Consider the following 19,123-nt stretch of genomic DNA (forward strand, 5'->3'; position numbering starts at 1 on the left):
TAAAAAAATATCTATATTTAATAAAGTTACTTGAAATGGAGAGGAATTAATGAACTACATATTTCTAATAATAGGGTTCCTTTTACTTATTAAAGGAGCAGATCTTTTTGTTGATGGGGCTTCAGGAATAGCTAAAAAGCTAGGAGTTCCAGCTGTTATAATTGGACTTACTATTGTATCCTTAGGAACTAGTGCCCCAGAGCTTGCAGTAAGTATATCAGCTTCACTAAAAGGTAGCAATGATATTACCATGGGAAATGTTTTAGGATCAAATTTATTTAATCTTTTAGCAGCTTTAGGATGTACAGCCATTGTGGCTCCTTTAGTCATAAAGAAGCACATAATAAAAAATGATTTTATAGTAAATTTAATTGCAACTTTTATTTTATATGTTTTTACTTTTACTGGACTAATAGGAAGTAAAAATTCTTTATCTAGAATAGATGGAGCAGTATTAGTCTTAATGTGCATAACATATATAATATATTTAATATATACAGTTAAGAGAAGCAATAAAAAAGAAGATGAAGTAGCGTTAACTGCAGAATTTGAAGATTTTGAGGAGCAAAACATAAAGTCACCTAATAGCACAGTTAAAAATATAATTTTATCAATAGTTGGAGTTATAGGAATAATATTAGGTGGAAAAATAGTTGTTGATTCAGCTTCTGCAATTGCCTTAGGATTAGGACTGAGTGAAAAATTAGTTGGTCTTACAATTGTGGCAATAGGTACTTCTCTTCCAGAACTTGTTACTTCTTTAGTGGCAGCTAAAAAGGGTGAAAATGACATAGCTCTTGGAAATATATTAGGATCTAATACCTTTAACATATTATTAATATTAGGTTTATCATCCGTAATAAGCCCTATAACAATAGCTAAAAGTTTATCAATAGATTTAATATTCCTTATAATTGTCACTTTAATAATAGGTGCTTTAATTTTCTTAAATAAGAAAAAAGAAAAAGTACTTACTAAATATGAAGGGGTATTTCTTTTAGCTCTTTATATTGGATATACAGTATATATAATAATGAGAAATTAATCTTTTGTAACTGTCTTAAATTAAGACAGTTATTTTTTATGTGAAATTTAGTATATAGTGTAGACTTTTATTTCAAATATTATAGCTAAAAATTAAAAAAAGTTTTATTAATTAAATAGGAAATTGTATATAAGATTGTGCTAGATAGAAATAAATAATATTACTATTAGGTAAAATATGTTGAAACTTTGGCAGTTTGGAGGATATACTTAAAATGAGAATTAATAGCCTTAATATGTAAGTAGAGGAGGAGAAAAATATAAATAGTTTAATAAATATTTTTAATCAATATAGTGAGTTAGCTATATTTATAAGTTTGTTTATAAGTGTAATTATAGCATTACTTGGGATAGTTCCCTCTGTATTTGTTACAGGAGCTAATATAGTATTCTTTGGTCCTATAAATGGATTTTTAATTTCTTTATTAGGTGAAGTTATAGGGGGATGGATAAGTTTTAAAGTATATAGAAAAGGTATAAATAAATTTGCAGGAAATATTGAAGGGAAATACGAATTAATAGATAAAATTGTAAAGAGTGAAGGGAGAAATGTTGGGATTTTAATTTTTGAAGGAAGATTAATACCTTTTATTCCATCAGGTTTAGTAACCTTAGCTGCTGCTATGAGCAGGGTTAATAGTCTTACATTTATAATATCTACGTTCTTAGGGAAAATACCGTCTATTTTATTAGAAGTTTTAGCAAGTTATGGGGTGATAATGGCTTCTCAAAAAAATTTAAAACTTGTTATTGGAGTTTTAAGTTTAATTTTATTTTTATTAACATTAAAAAAATTAAAAGATAAAACAAGCAAAAAATGAGAAATTTATCATTAAAAACAAAAAAAGCTCAATTTTTTTTGTAAAAAATGGGTGTTTATTATTGATTTAATATGAATTATATGATTTAATTTAAATGGATAAAGTTTTAATAATTTGTTAAAGCTTTACAATTAGTTAAAGGAGTAAAATAATGATCGAAGCAGTGATTATAGCATTAATAATTTCAAAAATAAAAGGATATAGTTTAAAGCCTTTCTTTAAAAGTTGGACAATCTATCCTATTTTGATTTTTGAAGCTATTTATATAGTCTTTCAGATAAGTATATTTATGGGTAACTATGATGTTGTAAAATGGGCACCTTGGTTTAAAAGTATATATATGTACTTGTTTTTAATACCTATATTTTGGTATAAAGAGTATGTAAGTGCTTTAATTGGATCGTTATTTATTTTAGCAGGAACTTTTTTAAATCATATTGTAATGGCTGCTAACGGTGGGGAAATGCCTGTTTTCCCAAGTTTATCATATTTAACAGGATATCTTAAGCCTAACACTATTTCAAAGGTAAATGATATACATATGATAGGAACAAGTACAGTAAAATATAAGTATTTAAGTGACATAATAGATGTAGGATATAGTGTTTTAAGTATTGGTGATATACTTATAAGAGTTTTTGTAGTCATAATAATATATGTTACAGTTAAAAAAACTAATGAGAAAAATGAATATAAGCAAAGGAATATATTTGCTTAGTGACAGCGGAGGAAGAATGTTAAAAGTAACTTTATTTGAAACTTTAGTAAGGGGAATACCAGAAGCTCTTACGATGATGTTAGCCATGTATGCTTTCGCTAATAAAAAGTTAGAAAAGAAGGAATATTTAATTTCAAGTTTGATATTGGTATTAGTAGTTTATTTAATTAGATTATTACCTATAAATTATGGTATTCATACAATATTGAACATATTTGTTTTAATATTTTTAGCATTCAATGTTAATAAAATAGATTTAATAGTAAGTATAAAAGCATCAATATTAATATTAATGATTTTATTTTTATGTGAAGGTTTAAACTTATTATTTATAGAGAAATTTTTCAATGAAAATATTGATTATTTATTTGAAAATGTATTTACAAAAACAATATTAGGTATTCCATCTACTATAATGTTTATGGTTATTGTTACTTATTATTATTTAATAGCATCAAAAAAAGGAAAGTTGAGATAAAATGATTGAGAATATATCGAAGTTAATAGCTGAAAAAGTTTCTAGTGAATTAAATTATGATAATGAAAGAAAAGAAATTATTCAGTATGGAACTTATGCTCTAATACAAACATTAATATCAATAATTTCAGTACTTATACTGGGATTAGTGTTTAATATAGCTTTAGAAGCTTTGATATTTTTATTTACAGCAAGCATACTTAGAAAATATTCTGGAGGAGCACATTCAGAATCCTCTAATGTATGTACTTTATTAGGCATAATAATTTCAATATGTATTGGTTTTTTAATAAAAAGTAGTTTTTTTGCAAAAATGAACTTTGAGCTTGTAGTGTTTATTGGAATAGTTATTTTTGTTTTTGGATATTTTATAGTTTTTAAATTTGCTCCAGTAGATACTAAAAATAAACCAATAAAAACCGAAAAGAAGAAAAAACGCATGAAAAAAGGATCTTTAAAGATTTTAACTATATATTTATTTATTGAAGTATTAAGTATAATTTTATATTATAATTCAGGATGGAGTTTAGCTAAGCCTGTTATGTTAAGTATAATCTTTGGAGTAGCATGGCAATGTATGACTCTAACCTACATAGGAAATATATTGTTAAAAACTATAGATTCTTTTACAAATAAATTATTATAAATCTTGAGGGGATGAGTTAAATGAAAAAATTAAACAAAAACTTATTAACATTATTTGCTGCATTAACAACAGTAGTTGCAACAACAGTTGCTACTTCAGCATGTCTTTGGTTTACACACCAACCAGAGGAACCAAAATCTTTAAGAGATGAATAATTTACCTAAAGGTCGGTTTTAAACCGGCCTTATTTTATACTAGATTAGAGAGGGAGAATATGATTAGGGATGTAAATGATAATAAAAAGAAAAAAGTTGATGAAATATTATCAATAGTAAAAGTATCATCATTATTATTTTCAGCTATGGCTTTTTTACAATACACCTTTAATCTTACAAAGTATAACAATAAATTTTTAGCGTATTACAGTATATTATCAATTTTAATAAGTATATTCTTATTATCAACGATTTACATACTTTGGAGTTTAGCTAGTTTAAACAAATATAAAGATCATATAAATAAGATACAATTAATAGAAATAATTTTATTTATGATTATATTTATAATGGCTATATTAGTTTCAGGAGGGAATTCTAGTAATAATAAATTTTTATTTTTATTTATTATAATAACATCTACAATACAGGGAGGCATGCATAGAGGATGTGTGGTTTCTGTAGTGTCATCAGCTATTATTTTAGTTATAGATTTGATTTATTCAGGGAATGCTGATGTAAATATTTATTTTCAAAATGATTTAATATTAGCAGGAGTATTTGTTTTAACAGCTTGGACATTAGGTTTTTATGTAAAAACTGAAAATGATCACATAAAGGAATTACAAACCTTGGTTAACGAAGATGGATTAACAGGGGTTTATAATCATAGATATTTTTATGATAAATTAAGAGAGAAAATGCATATTAGTGAGGTTGAAAATGAGAAACTGTCATTAATATTTATGGATATAGATTATTTTAAGCATTATAACGATTTGTATGGACATCAAAAAGGCGATGAAGCATTAAAAAAAATAGGAAAACTTCTAAAAAATATAGCTAGAGAAAATGATTTAGTAGCTAGATATGGAGGAGAAGAGTTTGCAATAATTTTACCTAATACTTCAGAAGAGGAAGCTACTAAAATTGCAGAAAGAATTAGAAATAAAGTAGAAAAAACATATTTTGAAGGACAAGAAAATCAACCTAATGCTAATTTTACAGTATCTGTTGGTATAGCTGTATTCCCAGATAAAGCTAAAAGTGAGCTAGAATTAGTTAAATGTGCTGATGATGCATTATATAGAGCTAAATTTTTCCATAAAAATAGAGTTGAAACTTATGTATCTGTTTTAGATGAATTAAAACGAGATTTAAATGAAGAGGAAAATGCTCTTGTAGCATCTATAAAAACTTTAATAAGTATTATAAATGCAAAGGATAAATATACATATAGCCATGTAGAAAGAGTAGTTATTTATAGTAGACTTATGGCTAAAAAATTAGGACTTTCAGAAGATGAGAAAAAGCAGCTAATATATGGGGCTTATATGCATGATATAGGTAAAATAAATATACCAAATGAAATATTAACTAAAAAGATGAGACTTACTAAAGAGGAATGGGAGATCTTAAAGCAACATCCTAAAGATGGAGTAGAAATAATAAAATCAGTAAATTCCTTAAAGAATGTTGTGCCTCTTATTTTATATCATCATGAGAGATATGATGGCTTTGGATATCCAGTAGGATTAAAGGAGAAAGAAATACCATACTTAGCAAGGGTCTTAACTGTAATAGATAGTTTTGATGCTATGACTTCAAGTAGGCCTTATAATAAAAGAAAAACTTATGATGAAGGATTAATAGAACTAGAAAGATGTAGTGGAACTCAATTTGATCCAGAAATAGTTGGTATTTTTAGTGAAGTGGTTAAGGAAAATATAAATGAAATACAAGATTTTTAAAGAGATGTATCATAATACACCTCTTTTTATTTTAGCTAAAATCTGATATTATTTTTTCACAGCATAGCTTAGCTGAGATTAAAGACATTGATATTCCAGAGCCAGGATGTACTGAATCACCTACAAAATATATATTCTTTAGTTTTTTTATTTTTGCCTGAGGTCTAAAAATAGTTGTTTGTAATAAATTATGATTAAGACCAAAAGCTGCACCAAAAAAGCAATTAAAATCATTTTTTAAGGTCAGAGGTGTTGTATAGCTTTCGTAAATTATATTTTCTTTTATATCTTCTAAACCTTTAATTTTACTTAGGTCATATAAGATTTTGTTTCTCAAAGAAACAATTGTAGATTCATTCCATTTTGATTTATATTTTTTTAAGTTTGGAACACGTACTGTTATATTAATGCATTCACAATCCCGAGGAGTTAATGAAGTATCTATTGAGCTTGGGCAATAGATATAATATATATATTCCTTTGGTAAGGGCCCATCTATAAAGGGAGCTAATAAAACTTCTTTCTTATTTAAATTAAGTACTATATTATGTACATGTAAATTTTTATATTTTTTCTTAAGAAATAAATGTAGTATAAATGTAGAGCAAGAAAAGGATAAATTATTTTGTTTTCGCTTAGAAATTTTATTTTTAAATGTACTTCTAGGAAGTAAATTTTGTATGGTATAAGTAAAATCTGAATTACAAACAATTAAATCAGAAAATATATTTTCATGGTTTATTTTTGCTCCAATTGCTACATTCTTTTCCATAAGTATATTAGTTACATTTGAGTTAAGATGTATTTTACCGCCAAGTTCTAGGATTAATTTTTCTAAAGCCTTCACATAAGAGTACATTCCACCTTTAATATAATATAATCCATATATTTGAGTGGTTGATGGAATTAAATTAAAAACATTAGAACTTTTAAGGGGAGACTCCCCAATATACATGCATTGAAAAGCTAATAAGGTTTTTAAATATTCATTACTTATATATTCTTCAATGGTTTTATAACAATTTTTAAAAGGATGTATTTTAATTAGTTCAGGTAAAGATTTAAAATATCTCCAATAATTTAAGGTGAAAAAACTCCTGTTTAAAAAGTATTTTTCTACTAAAAGATATCTTCTATATGAGTCAGATATATATTTATAATAATTTGAACTTTCATCATTAAATACCTTTTCTAAGGACTCTGTAGTTTTTAGAAAGTCTGAATAAATATTAAAACTATCCCCTTCATCATTAAACACTTTATATAAAGTATTTAATTCTACAAGTTCTATATAGTCTTTAGGGTCTTTTTTTGCATATTTAAATACTTCTAAATAGGGCTTAGGGAGCATAAATATTGAAGCAGAAGAATCTATCTTAAAATCTTTGTATTCAATTAAATTTACTTTTCCACCTATCTTAGAGTTTTTTTCAAAAATATCTACTTCAAAATTATTAACAAGAAGGCGAACAGCAGTAGCTAATCCACCTATTCCAGCTCCAACTATTATAGCTTTTTTATTTGGACTCATTTAATTAACCGCCTAGGGTAATATCTTGATCGTTGTACCATTCAAGAGCATTAAAGAAATGATCTTTATTAAAATTAGGCCATAAATCATCAATTATGTATATATCAGAATAAACTGATTGAACTGGCAAAAATCCGCTTAATCTACGTCTACCGCCCCATCTTATTAATAAATCTATTCTTGAAATATCCTTTGATTGAATATTATCATAGATATTTTTACTCTTAATGTCACAGGCTTTTAGAAGGTTTAAATCCCATTCCCAACCATAGTTAACAAGGAAGTTAACGCGTATGCCACCTTTACCCATTTTAGTCCTTTTAGTATATTTTTTTAACTCTTCAGGAAAAACTGGAGAATCAGCATTCCCTATAACAAGCAATTCACAATCTTCATTTGCAATTAATTCTACTGATTTTATGCAGGCATCTATGAATGCCTTTTTTTGATATGATGGTCTTTTCGTATTGTCTGTAGTAAAACCATAATAAGTTATTTCTTTAATATCTAGTTTTTGACAAAGTTTAAAAAGTTCAAGTCCAGGTTCAATTCCATGTAAATATCCTTGATCTTTTTCAAGTCCATTTTCTACAGCCCAACGTCTATTGCCATCTGGGATAACCCCTATATGTTTTGGAATTCTCATAATATGTCTCAACCCTTTCTTAAAAATAGCTTCAAATGAAAGTATTCCCATTTTAATAAATAAAATGCATAAATTTGATTATTTTAAATTTTAATTATATTATTATTCTATGGAAAAATTTAATGTTAATTATACGGAGTTGAAAAAATGAGATTTATAGGTGTTAGAACTTGGAAAACAGGAATAGGCGCTGTAATAGCTATGATAATAGCAAAAGAATTAGGGCTAAGTTACTGGGTTTCAGCAGGAATTATAACCATACTTAGCATACAGAGTACAAAAAGAGAATCATTAAAGATAGCTATAAAGAGAATAGAATCTGTTATTATAGCCTTAATAGTGTCTTCAGTTTTATTCTTAGCATTAGGGTTTAACTCAGTTGTTTTTGGATTATATCTTTTAGTTTTTATACCTTTAACAGTAAAACTAAAAGTGACAGATGGAATTGTTGTAAGTTCTGTTTTAGTAACTCATTTATTAGTTGAGAAACAGGTGAATTCATATTGGATAATAAATGAACTAGGTCTTATGCTAGTTGGGGTTTTAGTTGCATTAATATTAAATAGTTATATGCCTAAGAATGAGGAAAAGATAAAAGAAGATATAGATTATATATCTGAAAAAATAAAAGAGATATTTATGGATATGGCATATTCTTTAAGAACACATAGTGTTTCAATAAAGGAACAAAGACTTTTTGATGAACTTGAAAATAGAATAGAGTTAGCTAAAAAAAGAGCCAATGATAATTTTAATAACTATTTGTTTTCAGATGTTAAGTACTATGTGCATTACATAGATATGAGAGAAGTTCAATTTCAAATGTTAAAGTACATGAGAGAACACTTTTCAAGAATATCTATTACTGTAAAACAGACTGAACTAGTTGCTAATTTTACAGAAGAGGTAGCCTCTGTAATAGGTAAAGAAGTTAATGTAAATATTCTTATTAATAGATTAAATAGATTAAAAAAAGAGTTAAGTGAACAAGAACTTCCAGTAACCAGAGAAGAATTTGAAAATAGAGCTATGTTATTTCAATTTATTAATGATTTAGAAATCTTTATAAAAACAAAAAATCAATGTTATATAAAATAAAAAATTATAATTTAAATATAAATATTAAGATAAAAATATTTAGATAAACTTACATGTTTTACTATTAATAAGGTTAAAAATATAAAGTTTGGCTATAATTATGATGAAATAAAATACAATAAATAAAATTATATTATATTAGTAAATATGATTAATATTCATTTAACGATTATTAACAAAATTAAAATAGCATAAAATTCTTAAATAAGTTAGAATAATCAATATAGATTTATAAATTTAATTCTTAATTAAGTCTTGTTTTGTTACATTCGTTCTAAGGGAGGCATAAAATGAACAAAAAGTACTTTAAAGAGGTTTTAGGAAATAAAAAAACTTTGAAGAATTTGGGGATTAACGTATTTATTTGGATTACTCTATCTTTTCTATTAGTATTTTTAGGGGAGTCATTTCATAGAGGATCTATTGAAAATGGAAAGGATTTTTTAGATAATCAAACAACAGTATTTCTATTAAACTATCTAATATTTTTGATGATTACTTCAATAGCTTTTTTCTTTAAGAAGACTAGAATGGTTTATGGAATAATAAGCACTATTCTTATGGGCTTTTATATGGCAAGTGGAGTAATACTAGGCTTTAGAGGAACACCACTTATATGGGCAGATATGTTTTCTTTTAAAGAAGGATTAGCTATAGCAGGAAATTATTTAAACTTAAATATTTTAAAATATGCTGTTATAGCCTTAGTAATTATAATTGCAATATTAGTATTGTTATGGTTTAGTGAAAGATATAAAAGTAGAAATAAAGTGATTAATCCATATGGCTTTATAATTTTACCATTATCTATTTTGGCTGTAGGAGCTTTTTATGGAAATGCAAAAGGGAGTATAGAAGTATATAGATGGGATTTGCCAGTTTCCTATGAGAGAAATGGGTTTATGTACTCATTTTTAGATACTGCAGCAGGATTTAAGGTTAAAGAGCCAAGTGATTACAATAAGGCATCTATTGAGAAAATAAAGAATGATATAATTGAAGAAGCACAACTAGCTAGTAATGATACTAAAATGGCATCTGCTATGCCATCAGAATTTCCTAATATAATAATTGTTCAATTAGAATCATTTATGGATTTAGATAGAATAAATGGATTAACTTTTACAGAGGACCCTATACCAACCTTTAGAAAAATAGCTAGTGAATCAACAAATGGCTTTTTAAAGGTACCTACTTATGGAGGGGGAACTGTTAGAAGTGAATTTGAAGTGCTAACTGGATTAAGTACTGATTACTTACCAGTAGGTGAAATACCTAATAATAATATACTTAAAAAACAGCCAGTTGAAAGTTTAGCTTATATATTACATGATTATGGGTATGGAACAAATGTTATACATAATTACGAAGGAAATTTTTATAATAGAGACACAGTGTATCCTAACTTAGGATTTGATAAATATATATCTATGGAGTATATGGACAAACCTACTAATGCTGATTGGCAATATCCAGAGGATGTTTTAAACATAGAACCTATAGAAGATATAATATCTAATAATGAAAAGCCTCAGTTTATTTATAATGTAACTGTAGAAAGTCATGGAGGATATTCTTCTTCAGATTTTGAAAATTATACAGTGGATGGAGATTTAGATCAAGAAGAAAAAAATGAACTTCAATGTTACATAGATAAATTAAGAGGGGTTGATGAATACATAAAAGAACTTTTAGATTATGTAGAATCTTCAGGAGAGCCTACAGTAATCGCTATGTTTGGAGATCATCTACCTTCATTAAAGATAATAAATGATGATGAGAGTGTATTAAAAGATGGAAATAAATATTTAGCTGATTTCTTTATATGGGATAATATTGGCTTACCAAAGGAAAATGTAAATATGGAAGCAGAGGAGTTTACAACATATATATTAGAAAAGCTTAATATGGTGGCAGGAGTTATGCCTACTTTCCATAATGCATGTAAGGATGATGAGAATTACAAAGAAGATTTTGAACTTCTTCAATATGACATGCTATTTGGAAATAAATATATCCTAAATGAAAATAAAAATAAATATGAAAAAACCAATATGAAGATGGGATTAAAGGAAATAACTCTAAATAATTATGATATAAAAGATGATATATTAACTGTAACTGGTGATAATTTTAATTATAAGAGCAAAATTATTATAAATGGAAAGATTAAAGAAACTAATTTTATAGATGAAAATACATTAACAACTACTGAAATTCCTTCAAATATTAAAAATATTTCAGTTGGTCAAATAGGAAAGTATGATAAAATACTAAGTAGTAGCAATTCATTAGAAATAAAATAGTAGTTTAGTTTACATAAAAGGCTATTCAAAAATTATATGATTTTAATTAAATTCATAACATATAATTTTAAAATTTTAAGAATAGCCTTTTATTTATTAGCTCTTAGCATAAATTTATCTTTTAAGAATAAAATGTAAATGTTATACTTAATTTAAGAATTACTAAATTATACTAATTTAACAGGAGGATATTTATGAACATAATAAAAAAAGATGGAAGAATTGAAGAATTTAAAATTGAAAAATTATCAACAAGCTTATCTAATGCAGCAAGTGATTTAAATTTTACACTTAATAAATCAGATATAAATATAATTGCAAAAGATGTTGAGGAAACACTAAAATCAATAAGAAAAGATAATGGAAAAACTTCAAGTTATGAAGTTATTGGGGTTGTAATTGATACATTAAAAAATGAGAAGTTTAGTGATGTTTTAAGAGCATATGTAAAATATAGAAAATAATTAAAAGGGGCTGTATCAAATATAACAAATAAAACTTATTTTGATACATGCCCTTTATTTGTAAAGAGTATATTTTATTAATGGTAAATAGGGGAGAGAAGTGAAAATATGATAAAAAAAATAGTTGTAGCTGTAGGTTTAGCATTTAGTTTAAGTTTTTTGGTTGGGTGTGGAAATAAAAGTTTAGTAGAACAAGGTAAAGCTGCCATAAAACAAGGAAATTATGAAGAAGCTACAGCAATTTTTAAAGCGGCCAGTGAAGAGGATTCAAAGGATAAAGAAGAAGCTGAAAGCTTATATGATTTAACATATAATTATGTAATATCTAATAAAGCATATAATGAGTTTAAGTTAGATGTGGCTTTAGATAGTTTAAAGAAAGTAGAAGAAAATAAAAATAAAGAATTAATGAAAGAAGATATTACTAGTTTAAAAGAAGAAATAAGTAAAGATAAGAGTGTACTAGATGACTTTTACTCAAGTATGGAAAAGGTTAATGATTTAGAGAGTGAAGGTAAGATATCAGAAGCAAGGGATTTGTTAAATAAATCTCTTAAAAATATTTCTTATTTAGGAGAAAATGTTAAGGAACTAATTGCAAGTGGAAATTCTAAATTAAAGAATTTAGATGAAAAGCTTGATAAAAAGGAAATAGTTAAAGAAGATAATAATAAAGAAGAAAAAACTGATTTCTCTGAAAAAAATAATAAAGAATTAGCAAATAAAGCTTTAGAAACTGTAAAAAATCTTGGTGTAGTAAAAAAAGATCAATATTTGGAGTTAAAATCTGATGAAGTATATGATTTAGGTGATGGAAGTTACGGTTTTATAGTAAATAAATACTATTATCCAGAAGGAAAGCCAGAGCCTGCATTTATATGTCAGTATTTAGTAGATAAAGAATCATGGAAAGTTAAAGAGGTTAAAGAGGGAATTAAAAAAGAATTAAATTAAAAATTTATGACAAACTAGAGTGATATTTTATTCTCTCTAGTTTGTTTAATTTAAATTAAAAGAGTTTAAATTTATGATTCTTATAGCAATATTTAAATATTGCCTTACCTTGAATATCAGTACTTTTTACTAGTCCAAAATATCTAGAATCTAAACTTATATTCCTATTATCACCCATAACAAAGAATTTATCTTTAGGTATTTTTAATTTTAAATAATAAGGAAGATTCATTTCTTCTTTTATATATGATTCATAAATTTTATCACCATTTACATATACTTCAGAATTATTTATTTCAATTGTATCACCAGGAAGACCTATGATTCTTTTAACTAGAAAATTATCATATTTACAAGGGGCATAAATATTTACTATATCATACCTTTTAGGAGAAGAAGTGGAATAGGATTTTTTATTTATAATTAATACATCACCGTGATGAATAGTATCTTCCATTGAAGAGCCATCAACAACAGCTATGAATATATTGTTTAAGAAGAAACCTAAAATTAGAATTAAGGATATTAATATGGTTATTATAATCTTAAAAAAGCTATCAGGTAGATCTAAAATATAATTAAAGCATTTCATGAATTATTACCTCATGTATATTAAGAATATATTATTAGATTATTTTTTATGGATTCAAATAAGAACTAATAATTAACTTTAAGTTGAAATTTAATTACTACTTTAATATAATTAAGTTAGTTGTAATTTATATACAGTTAGTTGGAAACGTTACCGAAATGGGGGAGAGGATTTTATGAGAAGAAATTTTAATTCTAAAGAGTTTAATGATAAGTATTATTATGATGGAGAACTTGGAGCTATTTATAATAAAGAAGAGACTATTTTTAGGGTATGGTCACCAGAAGCTAAGAGTTTAGAATTATTACTTTACAGAGATGGGAATACAGAGAGTTTAATAGAAAGAGATTTGCTTCATAAAAAAAGTAATGGACTTTGGGAAATAGTAAAAAAGGGAGATTTAAATGGAGTTTATTATAAGTACCATATTGTAGGAGAAGATTTTGAGCATGATTTTGTTGATCCTTACTGCAAAGCCTTAGGAGTTAATGGGTATAGAGCTATGGTTATTGACTTGAAGAAAACTAATCCTAAGGGATGGGAAAATGAAAAGAAACCATCACTTGAAAATCCCTTAGATTCAATTTTATATGAAATGCATATAAGAGATTTTTCGATTGATAAGAGTTCAGGGGTTTCTTTAGAAAATAGAGGAAAGTTTTTAGGAATAATTGAAGAAAATACAAAAGTTCCTGGTACAGAAGTAAAAACAACCTTAGATCATTTAAAGGAATTAGGAATAACCCATGTACATCTTTTACCTTCCTTTGATTTTGGAACAGTTGATGAGGAGAGATTAGATGAAGAGCAGTATAATTGGGGATATGACCCTGTAAATTATAATGTACCAGAAGGATCATATTCTAAAAATCCATATAAAGGTGAAGTTAGAATTAAAGAGTTTAAGGAAATGGTACTTAAACTTCATAGAGCAGGAATAAGAGTTATAATGGATGTTGTGTATAATCACACTTATTCAGGAGAAAACTCTAATTTAAATTTATCTTACCCAGGATATTATCATAGACAAGATGACTTTGGGAATTTTTCTAATGGTTCTGGATGTGGTAATGAATTAGCATCAGAAAGACTTATGGTAAGAAAATATATGGTTGATTCATTAAAGTATTGGGCAAAAGAATATCACATAGATGGATTTAGATTTGATTTAATGGCATTACATGATATTGAAACCTTAAAGGAAATAAGAGAAGAATTAAATAAAATAGATCCTTCAATATTAATATATGGAGAAGGATGGAATGGAGGAGACTCTCCACTGCCTAAAGAAGAAGCTTGTTTTAAATGTAATATAGGTAAATTTGATAAATTACAAATAGCAGCTTTTAGTGATGATATGAGAGATGGGATAAAAGGACATGTAGCACATCTTAAAGAAGGAGGCTTCGTAAATGGAGGAGAAGACTTTGAAGAGAGTATAAAGTTTGGAATAGTAGCTTCTACTTATCATGAAGGAGTAGATTATAATAAAGTAAATTATTCAGATTCTCCTTGGGCAAATGAACCTTATCAGACAGTAAATTATTGCTCAGCCCATGATAACAATACATTACACGATAAGCTTAAAATTGTATGTGAAAATGCTTCTGAAGAAGAGATAATAGAAATGAATAAGTTAAGTGCTGCTATTTTCTTAACATCTCAAGGAATACCCTTTATTCATTCAGGAGAGGAGTTTTTAAGAACTAAGACTAATGAAAAAGGAGAATTTATTGAAAATAGTTATAATTCTAATGACTTTGTAAACAAGATTGATTGGACTAGAAAAGTAAAGTATATGGATTTATTTAAATACTATAAGGGATTAATTGAATTAAGAAAGGAATATCCTTTATTTAGGTTAGAAAGTAACAAAGAAATAAGAGAAAAAATTTCATTTATAGAGAGTGAGTTAGGAATAAAGAAAAAGGGTATAGTTGCTTATAGATTAAAAGATCATAATAATGAATTCATAGTAGTTTTTAATAGTAATAATAATGAAGTTAAAATAAACCTTCCTAAGGGTCTTTGGGGAGTTATGGTTAATAATAAATTTTCAGGAAAAGAAATAAAGGATGAAGCTAGAGATTTTTATGATATAATAAGAAAGTCAGCATGTGTTCTTAAAAAATTAAGTGATTAAATAGAATTATAAAGTTTATAGGTTGCAATAAAATAACTTTTAATACAGATACTTGTTTAAAATAGAGCTGATTATGAAATTTTCATATAGCTCTATTTTTCTTATTTAATTTAATATGAATTAAATTTAAACAATTTGTAACAAAAATATTTTTGTAAAGTTTTATTATAATTAATGAGAGGTTAATAATTTAATTTATATAGACATGGAGATGAATTTTGTGAGTAACAAAGTAAGAAATGGAAAACATAATAAGTATTTAAAAAGAAGAATAGCAGTTGCTGTAGCTGGTATTGTAGTAATTGCAGGAGTAGGTTTTGGAATTAAATCACTAGTTAGCAATAAAGCTAATAAGGAGGCTTTAGCATCAGCTAAGGAAGAGGAAACTAAAAAAGAAGAGGAAAAACCAAAACCAACAGACATAATGCCAAATGGTAATATAATTTATGCTGCAGATTCCTATGCAGTTAGTGCAGATGAAGTTGAAAAAATGCTTGAAGGAAAAGCTTCAAATAATGATAAAGAAATATTTTTAACTTTTGATGATGGTCCAAGTGAAAATACAAGGGAAATATTAAAGATTTTAAAGGAAGAAGATGTACATGCTACATTTTTTGATATAGGATCTGCCTTAAAGGATAATAAAGAAAATCAAGAGTTATTAAAACAAGAAATTGATCAAGGAAATGCAGTAGCTGGTCATAGTTTTTCACATAATTATAAAACATTGTATCCAGGAAATTCAGTTGATGTAAATAAATTTATGAGCGAATTAAATGAAACTAATGAAATAATGAAAAGCGTATTAGGAAAAAACTTTAATGCTAGAGTAATTAGAATGCCAGGTGGATATATGTCTAGAAGATATTATAGAGATCCTAACTTAAAAGCTTTAGATGAGGCTTTTGCAAAGGATAATATAGTTAGTATAGATTGGGATGCAGAAACTGGTGATGCAACTGGAAGACATTATACAGTAGAGCAATATGTTGAAAACTCAGCTAAAAATATTAATACTTTAAATCATGTAATTTTATTAATGCATGATGCAGCAGCTAAGAAAGAAACTGTACAAGCATTACCTGCAATAATTAAATTCTATAAAGAACATGGGTATGCATTTAAAGTAATAAAAAATACACCTGTAGGTGAAAATAATTCTTCAGATACAACTAATAGTTCACAAAATACTGACAATAAAACAAAGTAAAGATAAATTATTAGTAATAAACATACATTAAATTAAAAAATATTAATACTTAATTAAATATAGAAGAAGGATTTAAGAAAAGATTGTTTAATATAAAGAAGAGAGTTGATTTTATAAAAATAAGATCAGCTCTCTTCTTTGCTGTAACTTATTTACAAATTTAAAAATATAATAAGTTAAGAGCTATATATTGATATTAAGGAGAAGAAAATGAAAAATGTAGTTTATTATTATGGAGCAGGAAATACAGCAAAAGGATTTAGACCACTTTATAATTCTATATTTCAAGGAGTCAAGAAAATTTATTCACTAAATGGAGGTAGCAATATATTTAAAACTGCCATTATAAAGGAACTTATAGATGAATATAGTGATACTTTAAGTTTAGAAGGAATAGTTAGCACTATAGATAATAATGAAATGGAAGGGGTAATACTAAGAGAAAAAGAAATTGCAGTAATAAATGGAACACCTCTTCATGGATTTATGAATTTAGCTATTGATAATATTGAAGTCATAGATTTAGATGTATTTTTAGACAAAGATGAAATAGAAAAAAATGAAGAGACTATAAAATTTTTAAAGGAACAATTTAAAGAGTGTATGGAAAATGCCCATAAAGAATACGAAAAGGCTTTAAAGATACATGATTATTGGGAAGATATTTATTTCCCTTACTTAAATATTGAAAAGGCAAATAAATTTACTGAGCATGTTATTTCTTTACTAACTGATGGTGCAGTTAAGAAAGAGTCAAAGGGTAAGTGTGTTGAAAGATATTTAGGTGGAGCAACACCAAGTGGCCCTAAGGATTCTGTTCCTAGCATAACTGAAGGGGTAAAAAGATACTTTTTAAAAGGAAGAGCTGGAACAGGAAAGTCAACTATGCTAAAGAAAATAGCTAAGGCAGTAATGGAATTAGGGTATGATGTGGAAGTTTATAATTGTGGCTTTGATCCAGATAGTAAGGATATGGTTATAAGTAGAGAGCTAAACTTTGCAATTTTTGATAGCACAGCTCCCCATGAATATTTCCCAAGTAGGGAAGATGATGAAATAATAGATGTTTATACAACATATATTGATGGAGATGTTGATAAAATTCACAAAGAAGAAATTAAAAAGATCGCTTTAAATTACAAAAATCAAGTGGCAAAGGGAACGGCTTTTTTATTAAAAGGAGAAGAAGTAAAAAATAAGCTAGATGATATTTATAATAATGCATTTAATCATAAGGAAGCAAAAGGTGTTTTAGAATTTTTATTTGAATAGACTAAAAAAGTGCTCTGCAAAAAAATGCAGAGCACTTTTAAATTAAGCATATTATTTTTCGTCTAATAATCTTTGAATTATGTGAGTAGCGTCCATATATGATGCTACAGACTTATCATAGTTTAATCTGTTTATTATTCTTGCGATAAAATCAGATAAATCAACAGCTTTAAACCAAGGAGCAGCCTTTAATTCCTCAGGGATATAAGTTAAATTTGTTGAGTAAACGCTCTTAATTATTCCATCATTGAAGAATTTGTTGAATTTTTCTAAACCTTCAGTAAAGAATGAGAAAGTAGTAGCAACATATACATTTCTAGCATTTCTTCCTTTAAGTTCTTTAGCAATATCAAGTACAGATTCTCCAGAAGCTATCATATCATCAACGATTAAGACATCTTTTCCATCAACGTCTCTTCCCATGTATTCATGTTTAACTATTGGGTTTTTACCATTAACTATACGTGAATGGTCTCTTCTTTTGTAGAATAAACCAACATCAACACCTAGTACGCTTGAATAGTAGATTGCTCTATCCATAGCACCAGTATCAGGACTTATTACAAGTAATTTTTCCTTATCAAGCTCTAAATCTTTTTCATTGTGAATTAAAGATTTAACTATATCATAAGTTGGGTAGAAGTTTTCAAAGGACATTAGTGGGATAGCATTTTGAACGTTAGGGTCGTGAACGTCAAAAGTTAAAACTTCATCAACGCCTAATCTTTCTAGTTCTTGAAGTGCTAAAGCACAATCTAGAGATTCTCTTCCTTTACGTCTATGTTGTCTTGATTCATATAAAAGAGGCATTATTACAGTTATTCTTCTAGCTTTTCCTCTTATAGCAGAAACTGTTCTTTTTATGTCTTGGAAATGTTCATCTGGTCCCTTATGATTTTCAAAACCAAACATTTTATATGTACAACTATAGTTACCTATATCACAAAGAATGTATATATCTCTTCCTCTTACAGATTGAGGTATTTTTACTTTTCCTTCACCGTTAGAGAATCTTATCTCATCAGTTTTTATTAAAAAAGATTCCTCACAATTTCTTTTCTCTTGTATAAGCTTGTCTATAGCATTACCAAGTTCTGTGCAACTTTCTAAAGCTATAATACCTAATCCATGATTTTGTTCGTTCATTCGTCTATCTCCTTTTTTAATGCTTATTTAAAATATTTTACAATCGTAAATACTAAAGATATCGTCATTTATATTATATACGAATAATTTACTTTTAAAAATAGAAATTTATCATAATTTTTCACTAAATTTAATAAAAAACTTGAAA

18 protein-coding genes are annotated in these 19,123 nt (G+C 26.6%); 14 read left to right on the forward strand and 4 right to left on the reverse strand.

From position 1 onward, the window contains the following. Nucleotides 1–49 precede the first annotated feature (49 nt). The 7 genes from I6G60_RS07525 to I6G60_RS07555 all read left to right on the forward strand — a co-directional run bounded on the left by I6G60_RS07525 (nt 50) and on the right by I6G60_RS07555 (nt 5,613). Entirely contained in the window at nt 50–1,045 is a 996-nt protein-coding gene (locus tag I6G60_RS07525; RefSeq protein WP_197925692.1) for a calcium/sodium antiporter, read from the forward strand. 316 nt (nt 1,046–1,361) lie between these two features. Beyond that, a complete protein-coding gene (locus I6G60_RS07530; protein WP_110034675.1) occupies nt 1,362–1,865 on the forward strand; it encodes a TVP38/TMEM64 family protein in 504 nt (167 codons plus the stop codon). Nucleotides 1,866–2,016: 151 nt separating this feature from the next. Continuing rightward, a complete protein-coding gene (locus tag I6G60_RS07535) occupies nt 2,017–2,583 on the forward strand; it encodes a DUF5317 domain-containing protein (RefSeq protein WP_003449620.1) in 567 nt (188 codons plus the stop codon). Nucleotides 2,584–2,599: 16 nt separating this feature from the next. Next, nucleotides 2,600–3,061, forward strand: a complete 462-nt coding sequence (locus I6G60_RS07540; RefSeq protein WP_003449794.1) for a hypothetical protein — start codon at nt 2,600–2,602, stop codon at nt 3,059–3,061. 1 nt (nt 3,062) lies between these two features. Beyond that, nucleotides 3,063–3,707, forward strand: coding sequence for an accessory gene regulator B family protein (locus tag I6G60_RS07545; RefSeq protein WP_003455887.1), 645 nt, complete (start codon nt 3,063–3,065; stop codon nt 3,705–3,707). Between the two features lie 20 nt (nt 3,708–3,727). Then, on the forward strand, nt 3,728–3,862 hold the full coding sequence (locus I6G60_RS07550) for a cyclic lactone autoinducer peptide (protein WP_003449588.1): 135 nt from the start codon (nt 3,728–3,730) through the stop codon (nt 3,860–3,862). A gap of 59 nt (nt 3,863–3,921) precedes the next feature. Next, complete coding sequence (locus I6G60_RS07555) at nt 3,922–5,613, forward strand: bifunctional diguanylate cyclase/phosphohydrolase (RefSeq protein WP_070956954.1); 1,692 nt, start codon at nt 3,922–3,924, stop codon at nt 5,611–5,613. Between the two features lie 31 nt (nt 5,614–5,644). Here I6G60_RS07555 and I6G60_RS07560 read toward each other — a convergent pair whose 3' ends face one another. Continuing rightward, entirely contained in the window at nt 5,645–7,144 is a 1,500-nt protein-coding gene (locus tag I6G60_RS07560) for a phytoene desaturase family protein (RefSeq protein WP_110034676.1), read from the reverse strand. Between the two features lie 4 nt (nt 7,145–7,148). Continuing rightward, nucleotides 7,149–7,790 (reverse strand): undecaprenyl diphosphate synthase family protein, encoded by a 642-nt coding sequence (locus I6G60_RS07565; RefSeq protein WP_003464496.1) that lies wholly within the window; start codon nt 7,788–7,790, stop codon nt 7,149–7,151. A gap of 147 nt (nt 7,791–7,937) precedes the next feature. On the opposite strand from I6G60_RS07565, the gene I6G60_RS07570 reads away from it, so the two are divergent. The 4 genes from I6G60_RS07570 (at nt 7,938) to I6G60_RS07585 (ending at nt 12,612) form a co-directional block, all read left to right on the forward strand. After that, nucleotides 7,938–8,888 (forward strand): aromatic acid exporter family protein, encoded by a 951-nt coding sequence (locus I6G60_RS07570; protein ID WP_003449684.1) that lies wholly within the window; start codon nt 7,938–7,940, stop codon nt 8,886–8,888. A gap of 290 nt (nt 8,889–9,178) precedes the next feature. Continuing rightward, the gene (locus I6G60_RS07575) at nt 9,179–11,194 is read left to right on the forward strand and encodes an LTA synthase family protein (RefSeq protein WP_003478151.1); all 2,016 of its coding nucleotides are present in this window, start codon (nt 9,179–9,181) and stop codon (nt 11,192–11,194) included. A gap of 194 nt (nt 11,195–11,388) precedes the next feature. Further along, the gene (locus tag I6G60_RS07580) at nt 11,389–11,658 is read left to right on the forward strand and encodes an ATP cone domain-containing protein (protein WP_003456037.1); all 270 of its coding nucleotides are present in this window, start codon (nt 11,389–11,391) and stop codon (nt 11,656–11,658) included. 108 nt (nt 11,659–11,766) lie between these two features. Continuing rightward, complete coding sequence (locus tag I6G60_RS07585; RefSeq protein WP_003455868.1) at nt 11,767–12,612, forward strand: outer membrane protein assembly factor BamD; 846 nt, start codon at nt 11,767–11,769, stop codon at nt 12,610–12,612. Nucleotides 12,613–12,667: 55 nt separating this feature from the next. Here I6G60_RS07585 and lepB read toward each other — a convergent pair whose 3' ends face one another. Further along, nucleotides 12,668–13,204 (reverse strand): signal peptidase I, encoded by a 537-nt coding sequence (gene lepB, locus I6G60_RS07590; protein ID WP_003456000.1) that lies wholly within the window; start codon nt 13,202–13,204, stop codon nt 12,668–12,670. A 175-nt stretch (nt 13,205–13,379) separates the two neighbouring features. On the opposite strand from lepB, the gene pulA reads away from it, so the two are divergent. The 3 genes from pulA (at nt 13,380) to I6G60_RS07605 (ending at nt 17,829) form a co-directional block, all read left to right on the forward strand. Then, nucleotides 13,380–15,347 (forward strand): type I pullulanase, encoded by a 1,968-nt coding sequence (pulA, locus tag I6G60_RS07595; protein WP_003456086.1) that lies wholly within the window; start codon nt 13,380–13,382, stop codon nt 15,345–15,347. Nucleotides 15,348–15,567: 220 nt separating this feature from the next. Continuing rightward, a complete protein-coding gene (locus I6G60_RS07600) occupies nt 15,568–16,557 on the forward strand; it encodes a polysaccharide deacetylase family protein (protein WP_003449530.1) in 990 nt (329 codons plus the stop codon). A gap of 210 nt (nt 16,558–16,767) precedes the next feature. Further along, nucleotides 16,768–17,829, forward strand: a complete 1,062-nt coding sequence (locus I6G60_RS07605; RefSeq protein ID WP_003468071.1) for a PRK06851 family protein — start codon at nt 16,768–16,770, stop codon at nt 17,827–17,829. A 51-nt stretch (nt 17,830–17,880) separates the two neighbouring features. Here the strand turns inward: I6G60_RS07605 and I6G60_RS07610 are convergent, their stop codons facing one another. Beyond that, a complete protein-coding gene (locus I6G60_RS07610; RefSeq protein ID WP_003455967.1) occupies nt 17,881–18,975 on the reverse strand; it encodes a ribose-phosphate pyrophosphokinase in 1,095 nt (364 codons plus the stop codon). Between the last annotated feature and the right edge of the window lie 148 nt (nt 18,976–19,123).

It is taken from the genome of Clostridium perfringens (assembly GCF_016027375.1).
Lineage (GTDB): Bacteria > Bacillota > Clostridia > Clostridiales > Clostridiaceae > Sarcina > Sarcina perfringens.